The following is a 17947-nucleotide window of genomic DNA, read 5'->3' on the forward strand; positions in this document are numbered from 1 at the left end:
ACTTAATCCGTATTTTGAATTATTTTTTTAGTAAAAACCTGATATTTCCCTTTTGCTTTAACGATAAGCATGCCCGGAGTTTTCTTTCCGGGAGTAATATAGGCCTCACCATCACTTAAATTAGTAACTGAGTAAGGAATTGATCTTCCATTCAAATCCAATAAATCAATTTTTGAATCCCTGATATTGGAAAAAATATGAATCCTGTTTCCTTTCACCGGATTCTCAATATCAAAAAATTCACCATCAAAAGAGAAATTTTCAGAAATTATCTTAGAATATTTTACAGTTCCGTCAAGGTCATTGAGTTGAAGTCTGTAATAATTTAAACCTTCAAACGGTTTTTCATCCACAAAAGAATAAACCGTAGATTCATTATTATATTCAAGTTTACCAATAGATTCAAATGACTTGGCATCCTGCGACTTTTGAATTCTGAAAAAGTCAAAATTATTGGCTTCGGAAGCATTCCAATTTATATAAATAGCATTTTTTCTTGTATTGGATTCAAAAGAACTAATCTTAACCGGAAATGGTGTACCCGCTGTTGAATAACTACAATTTACTGTTGCATTGTAGGTACCTGCATTGGCACATTGTGCATCAGGGTTATTTCCGGAAGTATTTACATCACAAAACTTAAGATTAGTACCAAAAAATGATCCTCCACACTGGATATTTGATACGCCATTTTCAACTCTGATCCAACCATCAGTACCGGAAATATTTTTCGAAATTGTCAAATCTCCCCCTTTAATTTCCATGGTGCCGTTATTAGTCATATTGCCACCTATACTTGCACCATTTTGAACAATAATATCACCAGAGGACCCATTAACCATTGGTAGGTTTTTATCCGTTACTCTCAAAGAATTTACCTCAATCAAGCCATTGTTGGTCAGTCCGCCATGATTGTAATACTCGGTGGTTACATTAACATAGGCGTTATTATTAAGCGTAGTCTCGGCATTCTCAAACTTAGTGAAATAAATATTTCCACTATTGTTAATCGTTGGACCCGATTGTATCATAAACAAAGAAGTACTGACAGCATTTATTGTCCCTCCGGCTTCGTTATTGAATTGAGTTGTTTGTCCGCCATTTTGAGCAAAAGAAATCTGATTGGTAGAAGTAAAATTGAAAGTACCTCCATTTTTATTATTAACAATAAAAGTACCTTGTCCACCGGTCATTGAAGTATTGGTGGTGCCATAATTATTTATGGTCCAGCCTTGGTTGGCACTCATATTATCCCAGGTAAAACTTACACCGGTAGCAACACAAATGGTACCATTACCACCATTGATATTGGGGTTGGTGAGATTAGAATTCACACAAAGGGTTTCTCCGGAATTAACATTGAAATTTGTAGAGCCTGTTCCTGAATATATATATGTACAGGTTGTACATTGCGAAAAGCTTTTAAAAGCTATAAAAGTCAAAAATAGCAAAAGTGTTTTTTTCATGTTTATAAAAAATTAAGGAGTGTATTTATTTCCACCAAAATCAGAAATAGAACCGGTTTTTAAAGTTAAAGAACTAATTTTACCAATAACTTTTAGCTTTGGTTTCAGATATTTTGCTTTGTTTAATAATCTTGTATTCATGTTGTTACATTTTCTTTCCCAAATTATTTCAAAAATCGAGCCAGAAAATTTTTCTTTCTAAAATTTCATCTGAATCATTTTTTTTGTTTAGAGATAAATACTTTTTTCCTAAATGTATTGTTGGTTCTATCTGCTTCCAGGTATTTTTTCTCGGGGTCAATCTCTATTTCAAGGATGTAAAACCCTGGTTTTAATCGTTTAGGTAATTTAAGATATTGACCCTCATACATATACCCATAGGTATCATATCCTCCAACACTTATTCCCTGGTGATCAAATTTACAATCGGTAAATTCCCCAAAACCATAATTTATCAGATTCCCTTTTGAATAGTTTTTTCCATTTGTAAAACATAAACTATCAAAAGGATTGTTACAAATACCTGTATCAAAAAGACAATAACTGATTTTTCTACCTTCTGATACTAGTTTTCTCTTCGATTGTTTTTCTTTCAATAGTCTGAACTCAACCCAATCGTCCACATGGTAATGATTGTGCCCCGGTTTCCTATCAAAATAATTGGTACCGGCATGGATATCTTCTTTGATAATTTGACTTGAGGAATCTAAACGATATACTCTTTGAACAAGATTCTGTCTTGGGTCTTCTCCATTTTCACACTTTGACTCAAAATCAACTTCTTTATCACCGCAAAACCATTTATTTAATCCAAAGATTTCCATAGGGCCCGTACCAATATTTGCGATTGTGGCCGCAAATCTTATTTGCCCCGGAAAATCAGGGTGATTCCAGGGAAATTCTTCTATTTGTGCATTGGTAAAAGATTCAAGTATTACTAAATCCGGCAATAAATTACATGGAGCTTTCCCGTCAGGGCAGGCACATGCAGCAGGATTATTTTCAGAACAAGGGGGATTTCCATACCCGGGGTTTGGGTTATTTTCAAATGATAGGCTGAAAAAATTCAGACTCCCGGTCATATTACTCCTTAAATCCGTAACAATAATTTTCCATATCCCATTGGGATTTTGACCATTGTTAACCAGTTCCAATCGGCCATCGGGGATATACTCTCCGGTATAGGGGTATTTTCCCTGATGGATGTATCCCGAAAAACCATAAGTACTGAAGCAGGTATTAAAATATAAATCCGATTCTTCTCCTCCATTTCGGTTAGTTAGCCAGGTTCGGGTTGCGTCAGGGGCGATAAGTTCAATTTTTAAATCCGAAATTCTTTCATGGCTAATATTTATACAAACTTTTGATAAACCATATCCGGAGTCAATGGCTTGAACAGGGAGGGAAACTTTCAAATTAAAAGTGTCGGGAATTATTTCATTTTTAAAGTCATCAATTTTGCCACCTTCACTTAAAAACATTTGAGAATTCGCTATTTGTGAACTAATTATCAGTAAAATCAGGATTAAAAAGGTACGCATTGTAAAAAAATTTGATGTAATTATTCAAATTTAATAAATCCTTGAGATACAAAATTAAACTCTTAAAATAATGTTTAAAAAAAATAAATTCTTGAAAAATTCTGCTCCATTTTATCCTAAAAAATCTGAATTTTTAAAAAATAGAAGTCATTAAAAAAACATATTCACAAAAAAAAATACCCACTCTTACAAGCAGGTATTTCAATATTTTTTAAACAACAGTATCAATAATCTCCACTGGCACCGCCGCCGCCGAAGCTTCCGCCACCGAAGCCTCCGAAGCCACCGCCTCCTCCGCTACCCCAGGATGAGCCGCCACCTCCCCAGGATGAACCACCGCCACCCCAGTTTCCTGACTGGCTACCCCAGCCGGTAAAAACCGTATATGGCCATGCACTGTTTCCTTTGTTTTTATTTCCACCTCCACCTTTGCTGTTACGACCTATAATCCAAAGTATAAATATGATCAAAACAACCAAAATAATAAAGAAAATCAAACCATCACCTTCTTCCTCGGGTTTGGCCTGATATTCACCTGATGCATATTTTATGATCGCATCGGTGGCCTGGTCAAGTCCTTCAAAATATTTCAACTCCTTAAAATTGGGAGCTATTATGGTCGAAATAATCCTTTTGGCGTAAATATCAGGGATAGCCCCTTCCATTCCATAGCCGGTCTGGATCGTAATTTTACGGTCGCCGGGAGCCCATAAAAGCACCAGACCGTTATTCTTGTCTTTTTGACCAACACCCCATTTCCGACCTAATTCAATAGCATAGTCAGCAGCCTCCATGGGTTGTGTTGATTTCACTATTACAATTACAACCTGAGTAGAGGAAGAGTCATTGTAAGCAACCAGTTTACGCTCCAATTGCTGTATTTGGGCATCGCTAAGCAGCCCACCTACAAAGTCATTGACTAATTTAGGTGGACTGGGCTTTGCAGGGATATCCTGAGCCCATGTACCTGAATTAATAAATACTAGAGTAAAAAACAGAAGAAATTTTCTTTTCATGGTCAATGTCCGATGCTTAGGTCATCAGATATTTCATTTTTATCGGTTTTCTGGTAAGGGTAAAACGCTTTGAGCTTTATGCCGGCTTCTTTGATTCCTGCAATGAGTCCGTTTTCAAAATCACCCTTTTTAAAGTTTTCTTTTAAAAGCTCAACCGTTGAATTCCAAAAATCGGCTCCAACTTTTTGATTGATTCCCTTGTCGCCCAAAACTGCAAATTTATGGTCTTCGTAAGCCAAATAAAACAGTACCCCATTTCTGTTGGCTGTTTTATGAAGTAGCAGATATTCGAATACTTCCTTGGCCCTATCCATTGGATTGGCATGAGCACAAGTGGTTTCGATATGCACTTTCACTTCTCCCGAAGTATTGGTTTCGGCTTCTTTTATTGCCTCTATTACGTTGGCCTGCTGGGTCTCGCTGAGTATAAACATAAAAATAAGCCCGCTTTCACGGGCTCGGAATGATTATTTTTTGAAATCAAAATTCACATCAGGAGCTGTCTGAGCTTTTTCTGAAGCTTCAAAGAAAGCTTTAGTAGCAAAACCAAAGATATTAGCCATGATATTGTTAGGGAAAGTTCTCACAGAAAGGTTGTAATCTCCAACTGATTTGTTGAAGTCAGTTCTGGCAACTGCGATACGGTTTTCAGTACCCTCAATCTGAGCCTGCAGTTCCAGAAAGTTCTGGTTGGCTTTCAGATTAGGATATTGTTCCACTGATACTAATAGTCTGCTCAACGAACCGCTCAATTGATCTTGTGCAGCCTGAAACTTGGCCATATTTTCCGGTGTCAAATCTTTAGCCTCAAATTTTACCTGAGTTGCGGCTGCCCTTGCATCAATTACTGCAGTAAGTGTACTTTTTTCAAAATCAGCAGCACCTTGAACAGTTTTTACCAAATTGGCAATCAGGTCAGAACGACGTTGATATTGGGTTTGTACCAGTGCCCATTTTTCCTGTACTGTGTTTTCTTTACCTACCAGGCCATTGTATGAGTTGCATCCATACATTCCAAAGATGGCCAAAACTGCTACGATTATTAAAGTTCCTTTTTTCATTTTTCAGAGGTTTTATTAAAAATTTTCCTAAAATTATAAAAACTATTGAATGTAATAAAATATATTATTTATGAAAGTATCCCAAATCTGTTGAATGGTAAATTTTACCATCTTTTGTTTTTAGGAATTGACTTATTAGGATAATCTGTGCCCTCTCCTATAAGTTTTTCAAGTGGAGTGATGTCAATAATATCCGAAGACGAAATATCCGAAAGCTGTGGTAACCAGTACTTTATAAATTTTGCTTCGGGATCATATTTTTTTGCCTGTCCGATAGGATTAAAATATCGGTCGTGCCTGGGATCTGTTCCAATACCGGCTATATAATTCCAGTTGCCCCAGTTGCTGCACACTTCATAATCAATCAATTGGCTCTCAAAATACATGGCTCCCCACCACCATTCCAGATTGAGGTCCTTGGTGAAAAAACTCGCCACCAGTTGCCTCCCACGGTTAGAAATGTATCCTGTGGTTTTGAGCTCGACCATGATGGCGTCAATGATAGGAACCCCCGTGCGGCCTTCTATCCACAACTGAAAATGCTCTTTATTTCTTCGCCAGGTCTTGTTGAGATCATGCTTTATACCACAGCGTTTAAACATCCTGATACCAAATTTTAAGGCTATGAAATAGAAATAATCCTTCCAAAGTAATTCAAAAATCAGCCAGTAGGTCGATTCGTTTTGAATACGTTCTGCCTCATATTTTTTCACCTGGAAATAAACAGTGCGTGGTGAAATACATCCAAAACTAAGATAAGGGGACAATTTGGATGAAAAATCCTTGCCGAGCATCTGGTTGCGGGTTTCTTTATAAGTTTTCAATAGGTCTTTTTCCCAGATAAACTCATTCAGATTTACCATTGCCTGTTTTTCACCGCCCAAAAAGTGGTTCAGATCTTTTTCACTTGGTTTAAATTCCTCATATCCAAGGTCTTTTAAATCGGGAATTTTTGTTTTTTCCAGATTTTCGGGTGAAATTATAGCTTCAGGTACCGGCAATTCGTCTCTTACTTTCCAGGCATTTTCTACTTTTTTCCTGAAATCAGTAAAAACATCGGGTACAAAATGTATTTGAAATGGCAAATCCCTCACATGAATAAGGGTATTGGACCAAAAAAAATCTATTTCAATGTTCTTGGTTTTTAGTTTTTGATAAAGTGCCGACTCCACGTTGGTTTCTTCCTGAGTTACTTCTTTGGAAGCAATTACCTTTTCTACATCATATTTTACTGAAAGATCATAAAGCTCATTTTCAGGAATTCCAAATTTCACAACAAGGTCTGAACCCAACTTTTGAAGATTAGATTTGAGCTCGGTCAATGATTCAAGGAGGAATTTTGCTCTGAAAACACCGGTCCGATTGAATCCCAAACCATTAGGCATAAACATTCTCTGATCAATCACATACACGGGCACAACTTTCCCTTCTTGAGAAGCCTGCAAAAGTGCCTGATTATCTTTTACCCTCAGATCGTTTCGAAACCAAAAAAGAATATTACCCATGAAATATTGAAGAGAATTTTAATGCAAAAATGACTAAACGTTTTTGAATGAAAAACAAAAAGCTTTAATAATGTTTTCAGGCATGCAATAACAGTATTTCAGAACGAAAAACCGTCATTTTGACAATTCTAAATTATAATTTTTTTTAGAAAAGAATAAAATATGATAAAATGTTCATAAAGCTAAAAAATGGTGCTTAACAATTTCTTAATATACCTATATTGATAAAAAACTGTAATTTTTCAAGTTAGAAGCAGGATGTGAAATTTCGACTTTTTTTAATATAATTTTTAATTTAATTTTGTATTGTTTAATTTCAAAGTCAAATTACAAAAGTAATTAACAAATTAACCCCAAATTTTTATTTTATGAATCAAAAAACTACTTTTTTGAGGCTTTTGAGTATATTATTCATTGGCCTTGTTATGAGTTTTGGCCTACAGGCTCAGGTTACAACATCTGCCTTAAGTGGTGTTGTTTCTGACACCAAAGGTGAAGCTTTACCCGGAGCCACCGTTTTGGCTGTTCATGTTCCAACTGGGACAAAATACGCTGGTATTACTGATACCAAAGGACGTTATAATTTCCCAATAGTAAGAGTAGGTGGTCCTTATGCAGTTTCTGTTTCTTTTGTAGGATTTAAAGATCAGAAAATCGAAGTTTCTAATTTAAGACTTGCTGAAACCGAGATTGTCAACTTCAAAATGGTTGATGCCAATACTACACTGGACGAAGTGGTTGTAACTTCGGATAGAAACAGAGTTTTGAGCAGCGAAAGAACAGGTTCTTTGACCAACATTGACCGTAATCAAATAGCCAATTTGCCTTCAATCTCAAGAAGTGTTAATGATTTAACCAGATTGACACCACAGGCAACAGGCCAGTCAATAGGTGGTGGTAACTACAGATCAAATAACTTTACTATTGATGGAGCCAACTTCAACAATCAGTTTGGTATTGGTCAGAATATCCCTGCCAACGGCTCACCAATTTCATTGGATGCCATAGAGCAGATATCTGTAAACATTACTCCATTTGATGTTCGTCAATCAGGCTTTACCGGTGCTGCTGTTAATGCAGTAACCCGTTCAGGTAGAAACGAATTCTTCGGTTCTGCATTTGCAACTTACCGTGATGAAAAACTTCAGGGCAAAAAAGTTGGTGACAAAGAAGTTGTTCGTAACGATTTGTTCATCAAACAATATGGTGTAAGTGTAGGTGGACCAATTATCAAAGATAAATTGTTCTTCTTTGTTAATTTGGAACAAAACAAAACCAATGAACCTGGCCCAACTAAAGTAGCTTCTAATGCTTCAATGCCTTTTGGCGGAGCCAACACTCCTACTTATGTGGCAAGACCAACAGAAGAATTTCTTGACGGTGTAAGCAAATACCTTTTGGACAAATATGGTTATGAAACAGGCCCTTACCAGGGTTATTCTAACAAGAGCTACAATGACAAATTATTTGCTAGAATTGACTGGAACATTAACAACAATCACAAAATCAATTTTAGATATAATCAGGTACAAAATGCTGAACCAAGAACCATTTCATCTTCTACTTCAGGTTCAAACGTTTCTTTCTCATCTGCAAATAACCGTCTGAGCAACAATGCACTTCACTTCATGAATTCCAATTATTTCCAGGAGGCAAACCTTTACTCAGGAACTGTGGAATACAATGGTAACTTTGGTAAATTTAACCACTCTTTGAGAGGTGCATGGGTTCATCAGTATGAGCCACGTACTTCGGGTGGTGGAGTATTTCCACTGGTTGATATCCTTGAAGGGGCATCGGTTATTACAACTTTTGGTTATGAGCCATTTACTTATGGAAACCTTAGAGATGTTACTACTTATACACTTAATTACGATGCTAATTATTCTTTGGGTAAACATAATTTAACAGCAGGGGGTCAATTTGAAACAAGTACAACTAAAAATGGTTTCCAAAGATTTGGAACAGGATACTATATCTTTAACTCATGGAATGATTTCGTTTCAGGTGCAAAACCTAAAGATTATGCCCTTACATTTCCTTTGACAGCAGATGGTTCACAGGCTTTCCCTGGATTCCAGTTCAATCAAACATCATTGTATTTGCAGGATGTATTTAATGTAACGAACCGTCTCAAATTGACTGGTGGTATCAGAATTGAACTTCCTTCTTTCCCTGGTGTTGATGAAATCAAAACTCACCCATTGGTTGCAGGTTTGACTTTTGCTGATGGTAGAAAAATTGATACCGGTGAGCTTCCATCTACCAAATTGATGGTTTCTCCTAGATTAGGCTTCAATTATGATGTGAAAGGTGACAGAAGTATTCAATTACGTGGTGGTACTGGTGTATTTACCGGTAGAATTCCATTTGTATGGATAGTGGCTCAATCTGGTGATGCCGGAATGTTGCAAATAACTCAGGCTTTGAATGGCCAGGCAAATACTCCTGTTTTCAGCCCGGATGTCAAAGCCAACTATCCATCTACCCTTCCAGCAGCAGGAACTTTCATCCCAAGCTCAATCTCAGCAATGGATAAAGATTTGAAATTCCCATCTACCTGGAAAAGTAGTTTAGCAGTTGATTTCAAACTTCCTTTGGGAATTACAGCTACATTTGAAGGTATCTTAAACAAAGACATCAATGCTGTAATTGCTCAAAACGTAAACCTGACTCAACCTAAAGCTTTGAATGTTTCTGGTTATCCTGATAACAGAGAGATATATGCAAACCCTAACGTTGACAAGTTCATTAACAAACTAAACAATGCGGGTCAGGCTTCTGCCACAAATACAGGTGCATTTAACACTATTGTGATGAAAAATGCTCAGGGTGGCAACTACTATTCGGCAATGATGCAATTGTCAAAACAATTTGACAAAGGTTTCTTTGCTACCTTGTCTTATGTAGCATCCGGTGCTCAAAACTTTGGTGACGGTAGCGGTGACCAGATACTTAACCTTTGGTCGATTCCTGAGATTGTGGGTAATTCAAACAATCCAGTTTTGGGTTATACATCAAACGTTCTTCCTCATAGATTAGTAGGTTCAGTTTCATACAATAGAAACCTTATCGGAAAATTAAAAACCGGAATCACATTGTTCTATGATGGTGCACATCAGGGAAGATATTCTTATACCTACTCATCTGACTTTAACCGTGACGGTCAGGTTAATGACCTGATTTACATCCCTAAAGATGCTTCAGAGATTACCTTCCTTGATATTGCTGCAGGAAATACCAGCTACGGTGGAAAAGCCTACACTGCTGCTGAGCAATCAACTATTTTCTTTAATTTGATTGAAAACGATCCGTATTTGAGCAAAAATAAAGGTAAATATGCTGAAAGAAATGGTGCTAAACTTCCATGGAGAAATCAGTTTGACCTAAGGTTTAATCAGGATTTGATCAGAGATATTGCAAAAACAAAAAATAATCTTCAGTTTTATGTTGATATCTTTAATGTAGGTAACCTTTTGAATTCTTCATGGGGTAACAGAAGTTTCTCAACAGGAAACCTTTTGATTCCTACCAATACATCAAGTTTGGTTCCTGGTGGTGCTGTTAAGCCTACCTTCAGAATGAACTTTAACAGTGGAGCAATTATTTCTGAAAAGACTTACAGAACAACAGAAACAATCGGTTCTACTTATTATTTGCAATTTGGTCTAAGAATGTCTTTCAACTAAGATTTTTCTTTAATCATATTCTAAAAAATCCTGCTTCATACGGAGCAGGATTTTTTTTAGCTTTGTACTTCAATAAATTGGATAAAAATGAACAAAGACCTGATTCTCAGAGAAAATCTGGCTCTGCAAAGAACCACCCTTGCCAATCAATCTACCCTGCTGGCCTTCCTGAGAACATCACTCTATTTTTCTTTGGCTGGATTAAGCCTTGAAAACCTCTTGAAAATCAAACATCATGAAAAAGTACAGATACTGATGTTTGGCATTTCAATTTTTATATTTATTTATGGAATTAGCAATTATTTCATTCATAAAAAAAGAATAAAACGCAGCGAAATACATATCGGCCATTATAAAGAAGATTATGAATCTGAATCTTAAAGGAAAAAACGCATTAGTAAGTGGCAGCTCAAAAGGAATAGGCTGGGCAACCGCAATGGAGCTGGCCATTTTGGGAGCAAACGTAACATTGGTATCAAGAACCGAAAACAGCTTGGTGTCAAAACTTGCATTACTTCCAAATGATGGCAGCCAAAGCCATGATTTTCAGGTTTTGGATTATGAAAATTTGCCTGATTTTGAGAAAAAAGTTGATATTATTGAAAAACAATATCATATTATAATCAATAATAGCGGCGGGCCTGCAGGTGGGAATATCATTGAAGAGCCTACCGAAAAATTTGAAGCGGTTTTCCGGCAACACCTCGAAACTGCTCAGATCCTTGCTCAAAGGTTTGTTCCATTTATGCAATCTGAAGGATTTGGAAGAATTGTAAATATAATTTCAGTATCTGTAAAGCAACCCATTGTGGGCCTTGGCGTGTCAAATTGCATTAGATATGCAGTAGCTGCCTGGGCCAAAACGCTTTCAAAAGAAATCGCAAACCGGGGAATAACCGTAAATAATGTCTTGCCGGGATATACCCTGACAGACCGCCTGGAAGAAGTATTTAATCAAAAAGTAATATCGACAGGCATTTCAAAACAAGAATTAATTAAAGAAATAATAAAATCAATTCCGACAGGAAAAATTGCCTTACCTGAAGAAGTAGCAGCTGCAGTAGCCTTTTTATGTAGTCCGGCCGCCGCTTCTGTCAACGGAATCAATTTGCCGGTGGATGGTGGAATGAGTATGAGTCTTTAATTTTAAAACCACCATTACAAACTTTTTGATGGAATTAATCGTTCAACATAAAAACAAACCTTTAAAAAAATGAAGAAAATTTTATTGTTAGCCGCTATGGCTATTTCGGGATTTGCATTTTCTCAGGGAATCAAAACTCCTGCTCCAAGTCCAACCCAGACAATCAAACAGGATTTTGCTCTGTCAAGTATTGAGATAAATTACTCAAGACCAGCTGCTAAAGGAAGAAAAATATTTGGTGACCTGGTGCCTTTCGGAAAAATGTGGAGAACCGGTGCCAATTCCCAGACTACTATCACCTTTGGCGAGGATGTAACAGTGGGTGGTAAAGCTGTAAAAGCCGGAAAATATTCTATTCTAAGTATTCCTGGCGAAAAAGAGTGGGAAATTATTCTTGCGAAACCTGAGACAAGCGTTTTCAATTACAAAGCAGAAAACGAGGTTACAAGGTTTAAAGCCTCAGCTGTTGCTATGCCATTTGCAGTTGAAAATTTTATGATACTTTTTGGTGCTCAAACAGCCAATTCAGTGAATGTAAGCCTGGTTTGGGAAAAAACAGAGGTTGAGTTTTCGGTAGTGGCCGACATCGACACAAAAATCATGGCTGATATAGACAAAGCTATGAATGTGGACTCGAAGCCTTATTTTCAAGCTGCATCATACTATTTTGACAATAGCAAAGATATGAATCAAGCTTTGGCTTGGGCCAACAGAGCGGTTGACGCACAGCCAGATGCATATTGGATTATCCATTTGAAAGCTAAAATTCAGGCTAAACTAGGTGACAATGCTGGTGCTATCGCAACAGCGAAAAAAGGAATTGAAGTAGCAAAGAAAGCCAAATCAGACGATTATGTTACTCTAAATGAGAAACTTATCAACTCTTTGAAGTAATATTTTACAGATATTTTAGACACCCGGCAAACGTCGGGTGTTTTTTTTGTTCTATTAAAAACCTATTTGATTGGAATAGTGATAATAGCCTTGGTGCCTGTTGGATTTTTTAGACTATCATAAAGGTCCACAAAAGTAATCTCGGTAGTTTTACTGAGGTTTTGGCGAAATTCTGAAGGCGTTCCTTGGTCAATTTTAATCCAATGGAAGTCTGCTTGGAAACTTTTGAATCTTTGATTTTCTGGGCCAATTCCCGCCCGATACCGTTATCAATGATTTCAAATCTAACCCCAAAGTCCTCAATTTTCTGAATATTGATTTTTAAGTTTTTATCTCCTTTCTTATTTGACAAGCCGTGCCAAATAGCGTTCTCAATAAATGGCTGAAGTATCAAAGAAGGAATTTTAATCTCTTCAGGATTTAGTCCATCTTCAATTTTCACCTCATAATTAATTTTTTCAGTAAACCTGATATTTTCAATATTGAGGTATAAGGCCATCGTTTCGAGCTCTTCTTTCAGACTAATTTCCTTTTCCTGAGAATTGCTCAAAATGGTCCTGATTAATTTTGAAAATTTATTGAGGTAATAAACCGCTGTCTCTTTTTCGTTGTTAATTATAAAAAGCTTGATAGAGTTTAAAGAATTAAATAGAAAATGGGGGTTCATCTGAGAACGTAACATTTGTTGCTCGAGCATCAATACTTTTTTCTCATTTTTGAGTTGATATTGACGGTACCAAATCAAAAATAAAACCCCAAGCATCGCAAACAAAATTGCCGCAAAAACCATAATTCTTTGATTATCTCTGAGCTTATATTTTACCAATTCATTTTCTTTTTCCAAAAGCCTGATCTGGTTCTCCTTTTTCTCACTGTCATACTTTAAGATAAGTTCCTGAGTATATCGCAGATTCTCTTCATTCAGTACTTTTTCGCCATATTTTTGCTTCAGTTTCATATTGAGCAAGGCATTTTTATAGTCGCCTTTGGCTTCATAGAGATTGGCCAAATGCTCATAAGCCTCCGAAGCTGATGATTTAAAGTCATTTTGAATAGCAATATCCAGACCCATCCTCAGGTTGGTTTCGGCATCAGAATAATTCTTAAGTTTGGTCTGTGCCCAGCCTGAGTTGATTCGGGCAAGAGTCATATAATATTTATCACCAAGTTCTTCTGAAAGCTTAATGGTGGGTTGTATAAATTTAAGACCTTCTACAGCCTTATTTTGCTTAATGAGCACCTGACCAATAGAATTATTGCAGATTATTTTACCTAAAGCTGAGTTTATTTCCAGATTATAATTTAATGATGCTTTGTAGTTTTTCAAAGCCTCGGGCAGGTCATTTTGAGCCTCCGCGATAATACCCAGATTTTGATAATTTATTGCAAGGCCTAGTTTATTATTAAGTTTCTTTTCAATGCTCAGCGACTTTTCAAATTGTTTATAGGCCAGGTCATATTGTTTTAAAGAAAGGTAAATATTACCGATGCTATTTTGTGAAATGGCAATACTTCTGAGGATACTTTCTGTCTTTGGGTTGATTTTTTCGGCATGACTCAATGCCAGCTTATGATTGTCAAGAGCAAGACGCACTTCATCCATGCGACGATAGGTTACTCCGAGCATGTTGAGAGCATATATATATAGGTCAGTATTGCCAACGTTTTGTGCTTCATTTATAGCATTCTGAAGTAAACCTAAAGAAGCCTTATATTCAGATTTATTGCGGGTGTTGATCCCTTTAACAATTAAGGCATAGATTTTCCCTTCTGGAAAATCACTTTGCCCGGCTAATTTGTTTATTATTAAGCTATCCCCTTTAAATTCTTTTAAGTAAGTGTCAATGTTAAGGTAATCAAATTCCTTTTCCTTTTTCAGATTTCCCAATGCTTTTTCAAAGGAAACACTCTGCGAATTACCTGAAAACCAGGCAAACAGACTTAATATTATAAGAATTTTTCTTATCATTTTTCAATAAAAAGGTTTTTCTTGTTTCTCGAAACGGGTACATGTTTGCCATTGGTCAGCACCAGATATCCTTCATTTTTCTGGTATTCTCTTACTTTATTGAGATTAACCACAAATGAATTATGCACCCGGTAGAAAATACTTTTGGGAAGCTTCTCTTCTATATTTTTTAAAATTTGTGTCAAAAAAAGTTTTTGGCCGTTTTCGAGAAATACATTGCAATAATTTCCGTCACTTTCACAATACAGGATTTCGTGAGATTCTAAAAAATATATCTTGCCGTCACATGAGATATTGATTTTTTTTAAAGTTGGAATCTGTGAATTGGCCATATTGATGAGCATTTCTTCCAGAATATCCTTGATATGAGTATTTGATTTTTGGCTTTCAATTTTATCTACGGCTTTGATAAGGTCGTCAGAATCAATAGGTTTAAGCAAATAATCAATTGCCCGTGTTTTGAGTGCCTGAATTCCGTACTGATCATAGGCAGTTGTAATGATGACTTCAAAATCGCGTTTGGGAAAAAATTCCAGAAACCTGAAGCCATCCATCTGAGGCATGTCAATATCTAAAAAAATGCAGTCAATTTCATTGGATAAAATAAAATCTCTGGCATCGTATGGACTTTCAAATGTCGCCAATACATTAACTGAAGGACAAAAACTTTTTATTTCCCACTCAAGGCTTTGGATAGCCTTAGATTCGTCATCAAGGATTACTACATTTATCATAATGGAGAATAATATCTTTATAAAGCTATGGAATTATTGTCAATATTGGATAGTAATTGTATGATTTGCCATTTTTTCCTTACAAAAAGTAAAAAAAACATTATGATTGGGAAAAATAAAAAAAAGAGTGAAAACATCACTGAATTCACTCTTTTTCCAAAAACTATTTTAAGCTTATTTTTTCTTTCTGTGTACTTTAATCATATCGGCATCGGCCAATATACGACCACAATGCTCACAAATGATGATTTTTTGTTTGTCCATAATATCAGCCTGACGCTGAGGAGGAACCACATTAAAACAGCCACCACAAGCACCTCTGTCAACAGCAACTACCGCAAGTCCGTTTTTAGCACCGCCTCTGATTCGTTGATATGCTTTTAGTAATCTTTCGTCAACCTTCTTGGCTTGTTTTTCTGATTGCTTCAAAAGTTTTTCTTCTTCTTCCTGGCTTTCAGTGACAAGCTTATCTAATTCCTGACGCTTTTGTTCCAACACATCCATACGCTTGGCTTTGGCAGCTTCTGTATCATCTATGTCGGCTTGTTTCATCGCGATACGATAATCAGCTTCTTTGATTCTTTTGTCAGAAAGCTGAATTTCAAGTTCCTGAAGCTCAAGTTCTTTTGAAATGGCATCAAATTCACGGTTATTTCTAACGTTCATTTGCTGATCTTTATATTTCAAAATCAACTTATCCGCATCTTTTTTGTTAGCCACGTGTTTGTCGATCTCTTCTTTGAAGGTGCCTATTTCAGACTGAAACTTCTGAACACGGGTCTCAAAACCTATTACTTCATCTTCAAGATCTTTTACCTCTTCGGGCAAGTCACCTCTAAGTTTACGAAGTTGATCTAGTTTTGAATCAATATCTTGTAACTCCAACAGGGTTATAAGTTTGTCTGCAATCGTAATTTCCATATATTCTAATATAAATAAAGACCTGTTTGCTGTCTTTTTTAAAAATGATATTTAATTGGATTTGTATCTATTTCTGATAAATAGGACGCAAAATTACTAAATTTTTTTGAAATAATTTCTACTAATAAATCTTTTGTAAATTGTTCACTTTCAAAATGTCCGATATCTGCAATTACAATCTGATTATCGGCATCAAAAAACTCATGATATTTGTAATCGGCAGTCACAAAAACATCGGCACCTGCACCCTTTGCATCAGGAAAAAGAAAACTTCCTACTCCGCCACAAACAGCCACTTTTTTGATAATTTTATTTTCAGGACCGGCATATCTTATTACCGAAACATTCATTTTCTGTTTCAGATATCTTAAAAAGTCGCCCAGTTCCATTGCTTCTTCCAAAACACCAATACTCCCAGAGCCAACGGTCTGATTTTGATTTTCAAGCAATATCAAATAATAAGCAATCTCTTCATATGGATGAGCTTTTCGCATGGCGTCCAGTACTTTTGATTTTAGATTTTCAGGAAAAATCACCTCCACTTTGTGTTCTTCTACCTCTTCATAAATCCCCCGGCTCCCGATCACAGGATTGGCGGCCTTCTGAGGCCTGAAACTACCGATACCTTCCACTTTAAAGCTGCAATCAGAATAATTCCCTATATTGCCTGCACCGGCGGCATAAAGAGCGTTTTGAAGTGCTCCGGTGTTTTCTCTGGGAACAAACACCTCCAGTTTGTAAAGGGTATTTTCTTTTTTTCTTAGTACCGACACATTTTTGAGTCCAAGTCGCTCCGCAATTTTGGTATTGACGCCTCCGGCCACATTGTCGAGATTGGTATGGATGGCATAGATGGCGATATCATTTTTGATAGCCTTTATCACCAGGCGTTCCACATAGTTTTTGCCATTTAATTTCTTCAATCCTCGGAATATCAATGGATGATGGGCAACAATCAGATTGGCATTTTTCTGAATGGCTTCATCCAGCACCGCATCCGTTACATCCAACGTAACCAAAACAGCAGAAATTTCGGTTTCCGGATCCCCGATTATCAAACCTGAGTTGTCGTAGTCTTCCTGAAAAACCGTTGGAGCCAGGGTTTCAAGAAATTGAGTTAATTCTTTGATTTTCATAAATAAAAAGACTTTCTATTCTTTATTTCTCCTCCAAAATCACAATTGAATCGGTCAAAATGTCGATTTTTTTATCTTTGTAGAGGCCACCAATTGCCTTTTTGAAGCTCTTTTTACTCATTTCCAATATCTCCATTACTTCTATTGGATCAGACTTATCGGATAGGTGCAAAATTCCATTGTTTTGCTTTAGCTTATCCAGAATTTGTTGGGCTGCGGGTTCAATGTATTTCCTGAAGCCAATGGGTTGAAGTGACACGTCAATTTTGCCATCTTCTCTGATATTTTTAATAAATCCTTTCAAATTATCTCCCCAGGCGATTCTCCGGAAAGTTTCGTTTTCAAACACCAGACCTTTGTAGAGATTGTTTATCACCACATTGTGTCCCAAATCGGTTTTTTCAAATACCATCAAATCAACCTCCTGCCCTATTTCCAGGTTTTCTATCTGATCATTTTTAAAAAATTTATTGACTTTTGCCGAAGCCACCAGACGGTCGGTTTGGGTATCGAGATAAAGGTAAACAGGCACCCATTGTCCGGTTTGTAATTTATGATTTTGCTCTTTAAAGGGCACAAAAAGGTCTTTTTCCAGTCCCCAATCCAAAAAGGCACCGATACCAGTCACGGCCACCACTTCGAGCACAGCAAATTCATTGAGAAGTAGCAGCGGCTTAAGATTGGTCGCTATCAGGCGGTCTTCAGAATCGCGGTAGATAAAGACATCGATATCTTCACCAATCACAGCGTTCTCAGGGATGTATTTGTGTGGCAACAGTACGTCGTTGCCTTCATCGTCGCCCAGATACATACCTACGCCCGTTCCGCGAAGGATTTTTAAGGTATTATATTCTCCTACTTTCATAATTAA

Annotated in this window: 15 protein-coding genes; 4 read left to right on the forward strand and 11 right to left on the reverse strand. The window is 36.7% G+C overall.

Going from position 1 to position 17947, the window contains the following annotated elements; translation table 11 throughout:
* Window positions 1-2: 2 nt before the first annotated feature.
* The 6 genes from IPP61_21395 to IPP61_21420 form a co-directional block, all read right to left on the reverse strand.
* A complete protein-coding gene (locus tag IPP61_21395; GenBank protein ID MBL0327679.1) occupies window positions 3-1466 on the reverse strand; it encodes a hypothetical protein in 1464 nt (487 codons plus the stop codon).
* Between the two features lie 215 nt (window positions 1467-1681).
* Window positions 1682-3007, reverse strand: coding sequence for a proprotein convertase P-domain-containing protein (locus IPP61_21400; protein ID MBL0327680.1), 1326 nt, complete (start codon window positions 3005-3007; stop codon window positions 1682-1684).
* Between the two features lie 224 nt (window positions 3008-3231).
* Window positions 3232-4023 carry a TPM domain-containing protein gene (locus IPP61_21405; GenBank protein ID MBL0327681.1) on the reverse strand — a complete coding sequence of 264 codons (792 nt, stop codon included), beginning with the start codon at window positions 4021-4023 and terminating at the stop codon, window positions 3232-3234.
* 2 nt (window positions 4024-4025) lie between these two features.
* Window positions 4026-4457 carry a TPM domain-containing protein gene (locus tag IPP61_21410; protein ID MBL0327682.1) on the reverse strand — a complete coding sequence of 144 codons (432 nt, stop codon included), beginning with the start codon at window positions 4455-4457 and terminating at the stop codon, window positions 4026-4028.
* A 33-nt stretch (window positions 4458-4490) separates the two neighbouring features.
* Window positions 4491-5084, reverse strand: coding sequence for a LemA family protein (locus IPP61_21415; GenBank protein MBL0327683.1), 594 nt, complete (start codon window positions 5082-5084; stop codon window positions 4491-4493).
* Window positions 5085-5188: 104 nt separating this feature from the next.
* Window positions 5189-6589 carry a DASH family cryptochrome gene (locus IPP61_21420; GenBank protein MBL0327684.1) on the reverse strand — a complete coding sequence of 467 codons (1401 nt, stop codon included), beginning with the start codon at window positions 6587-6589 and terminating at the stop codon, window positions 5189-5191.
* Between the two features lie 368 nt (window positions 6590-6957).
* Here IPP61_21420 and IPP61_21425 point away from each other — a divergent pair, with 368 nt between their 5' ends.
* The 4 genes from IPP61_21425 (at window position 6958) to IPP61_21440 (ending at window position 12316) form a co-directional block, all read left to right on the forward strand.
* Entirely contained in the window at window positions 6958-10278 is a 3321-nt protein-coding gene (locus IPP61_21425) for a TonB-dependent receptor (GenBank protein ID MBL0327685.1), read from the forward strand.
* Between the two features lie 87 nt (window positions 10279-10365).
* Entirely contained in the window at window positions 10366-10659 is a 294-nt protein-coding gene (locus IPP61_21430; protein MBL0327686.1) for a DUF202 domain-containing protein, read from the forward strand.
* Entirely contained in the window at window positions 10643-11422 is a 780-nt protein-coding gene (locus tag IPP61_21435; GenBank protein MBL0327687.1) for an SDR family oxidoreductase, read from the forward strand. The genes IPP61_21430 and IPP61_21435 overlap by 17 nt, the downstream gene beginning before the upstream one ends.
* Before the next feature lie 69 nt (window positions 11423-11491).
* A complete protein-coding gene (locus tag IPP61_21440; protein ID MBL0327688.1) occupies window positions 11492-12316 on the forward strand; it encodes a DUF2911 domain-containing protein in 825 nt (274 codons plus the stop codon).
* Window positions 12317-12425: 109 nt separating this feature from the next.
* On the opposite strand, the gene IPP61_21445 is transcribed toward IPP61_21440, so the two are convergent.
* The 5 genes from IPP61_21445 to IPP61_21465 form a co-directional block, all read right to left on the reverse strand.
* Window positions 12426-14285 (reverse strand): tetratricopeptide repeat protein, encoded by a 1860-nt coding sequence (locus IPP61_21445; GenBank protein MBL0327689.1) that lies wholly within the window; start codon window positions 14283-14285, stop codon window positions 12426-12428.
* Window positions 14282-15019: a response regulator transcription factor gene (locus tag IPP61_21450; protein ID MBL0327690.1), complete on the reverse strand. Its 738-nt coding sequence runs from the start codon at window positions 15017-15019 to the stop codon at window positions 14282-14284. Before IPP61_21450 ends, IPP61_21445 begins: the two co-directional genes overlap by 4 nt.
* A 174-nt stretch (window positions 15020-15193) precedes the next feature.
* On the reverse strand, window positions 15194-15940 hold the full coding sequence (locus tag IPP61_21455) for a hypothetical protein (protein ID MBL0327691.1): 747 nt from the start codon (window positions 15938-15940) through the stop codon (window positions 15194-15196).
* A 38-nt stretch (window positions 15941-15978) separates the two neighbouring features.
* Entirely contained in the window at window positions 15979-17076 is a 1098-nt protein-coding gene (locus IPP61_21460) for a Nif3-like dinuclear metal center hexameric protein (GenBank protein ID MBL0327692.1), read from the reverse strand.
* 22 nt (window positions 17077-17098) lie between these two features.
* Window positions 17099-17941: a GntR family transcriptional regulator gene (locus IPP61_21465; protein ID MBL0327693.1), complete on the reverse strand. Its 843-nt coding sequence runs from the start codon at window positions 17939-17941 to the stop codon at window positions 17099-17101.
* Window positions 17942-17947 lie beyond the last annotated feature (6 nt).

This window comes from Cytophagaceae bacterium (genome assembly GCA_016722655.1).
GTDB lineage: Bacteria > Bacteroidota > Bacteroidia > Cytophagales > Spirosomataceae > Leadbetterella.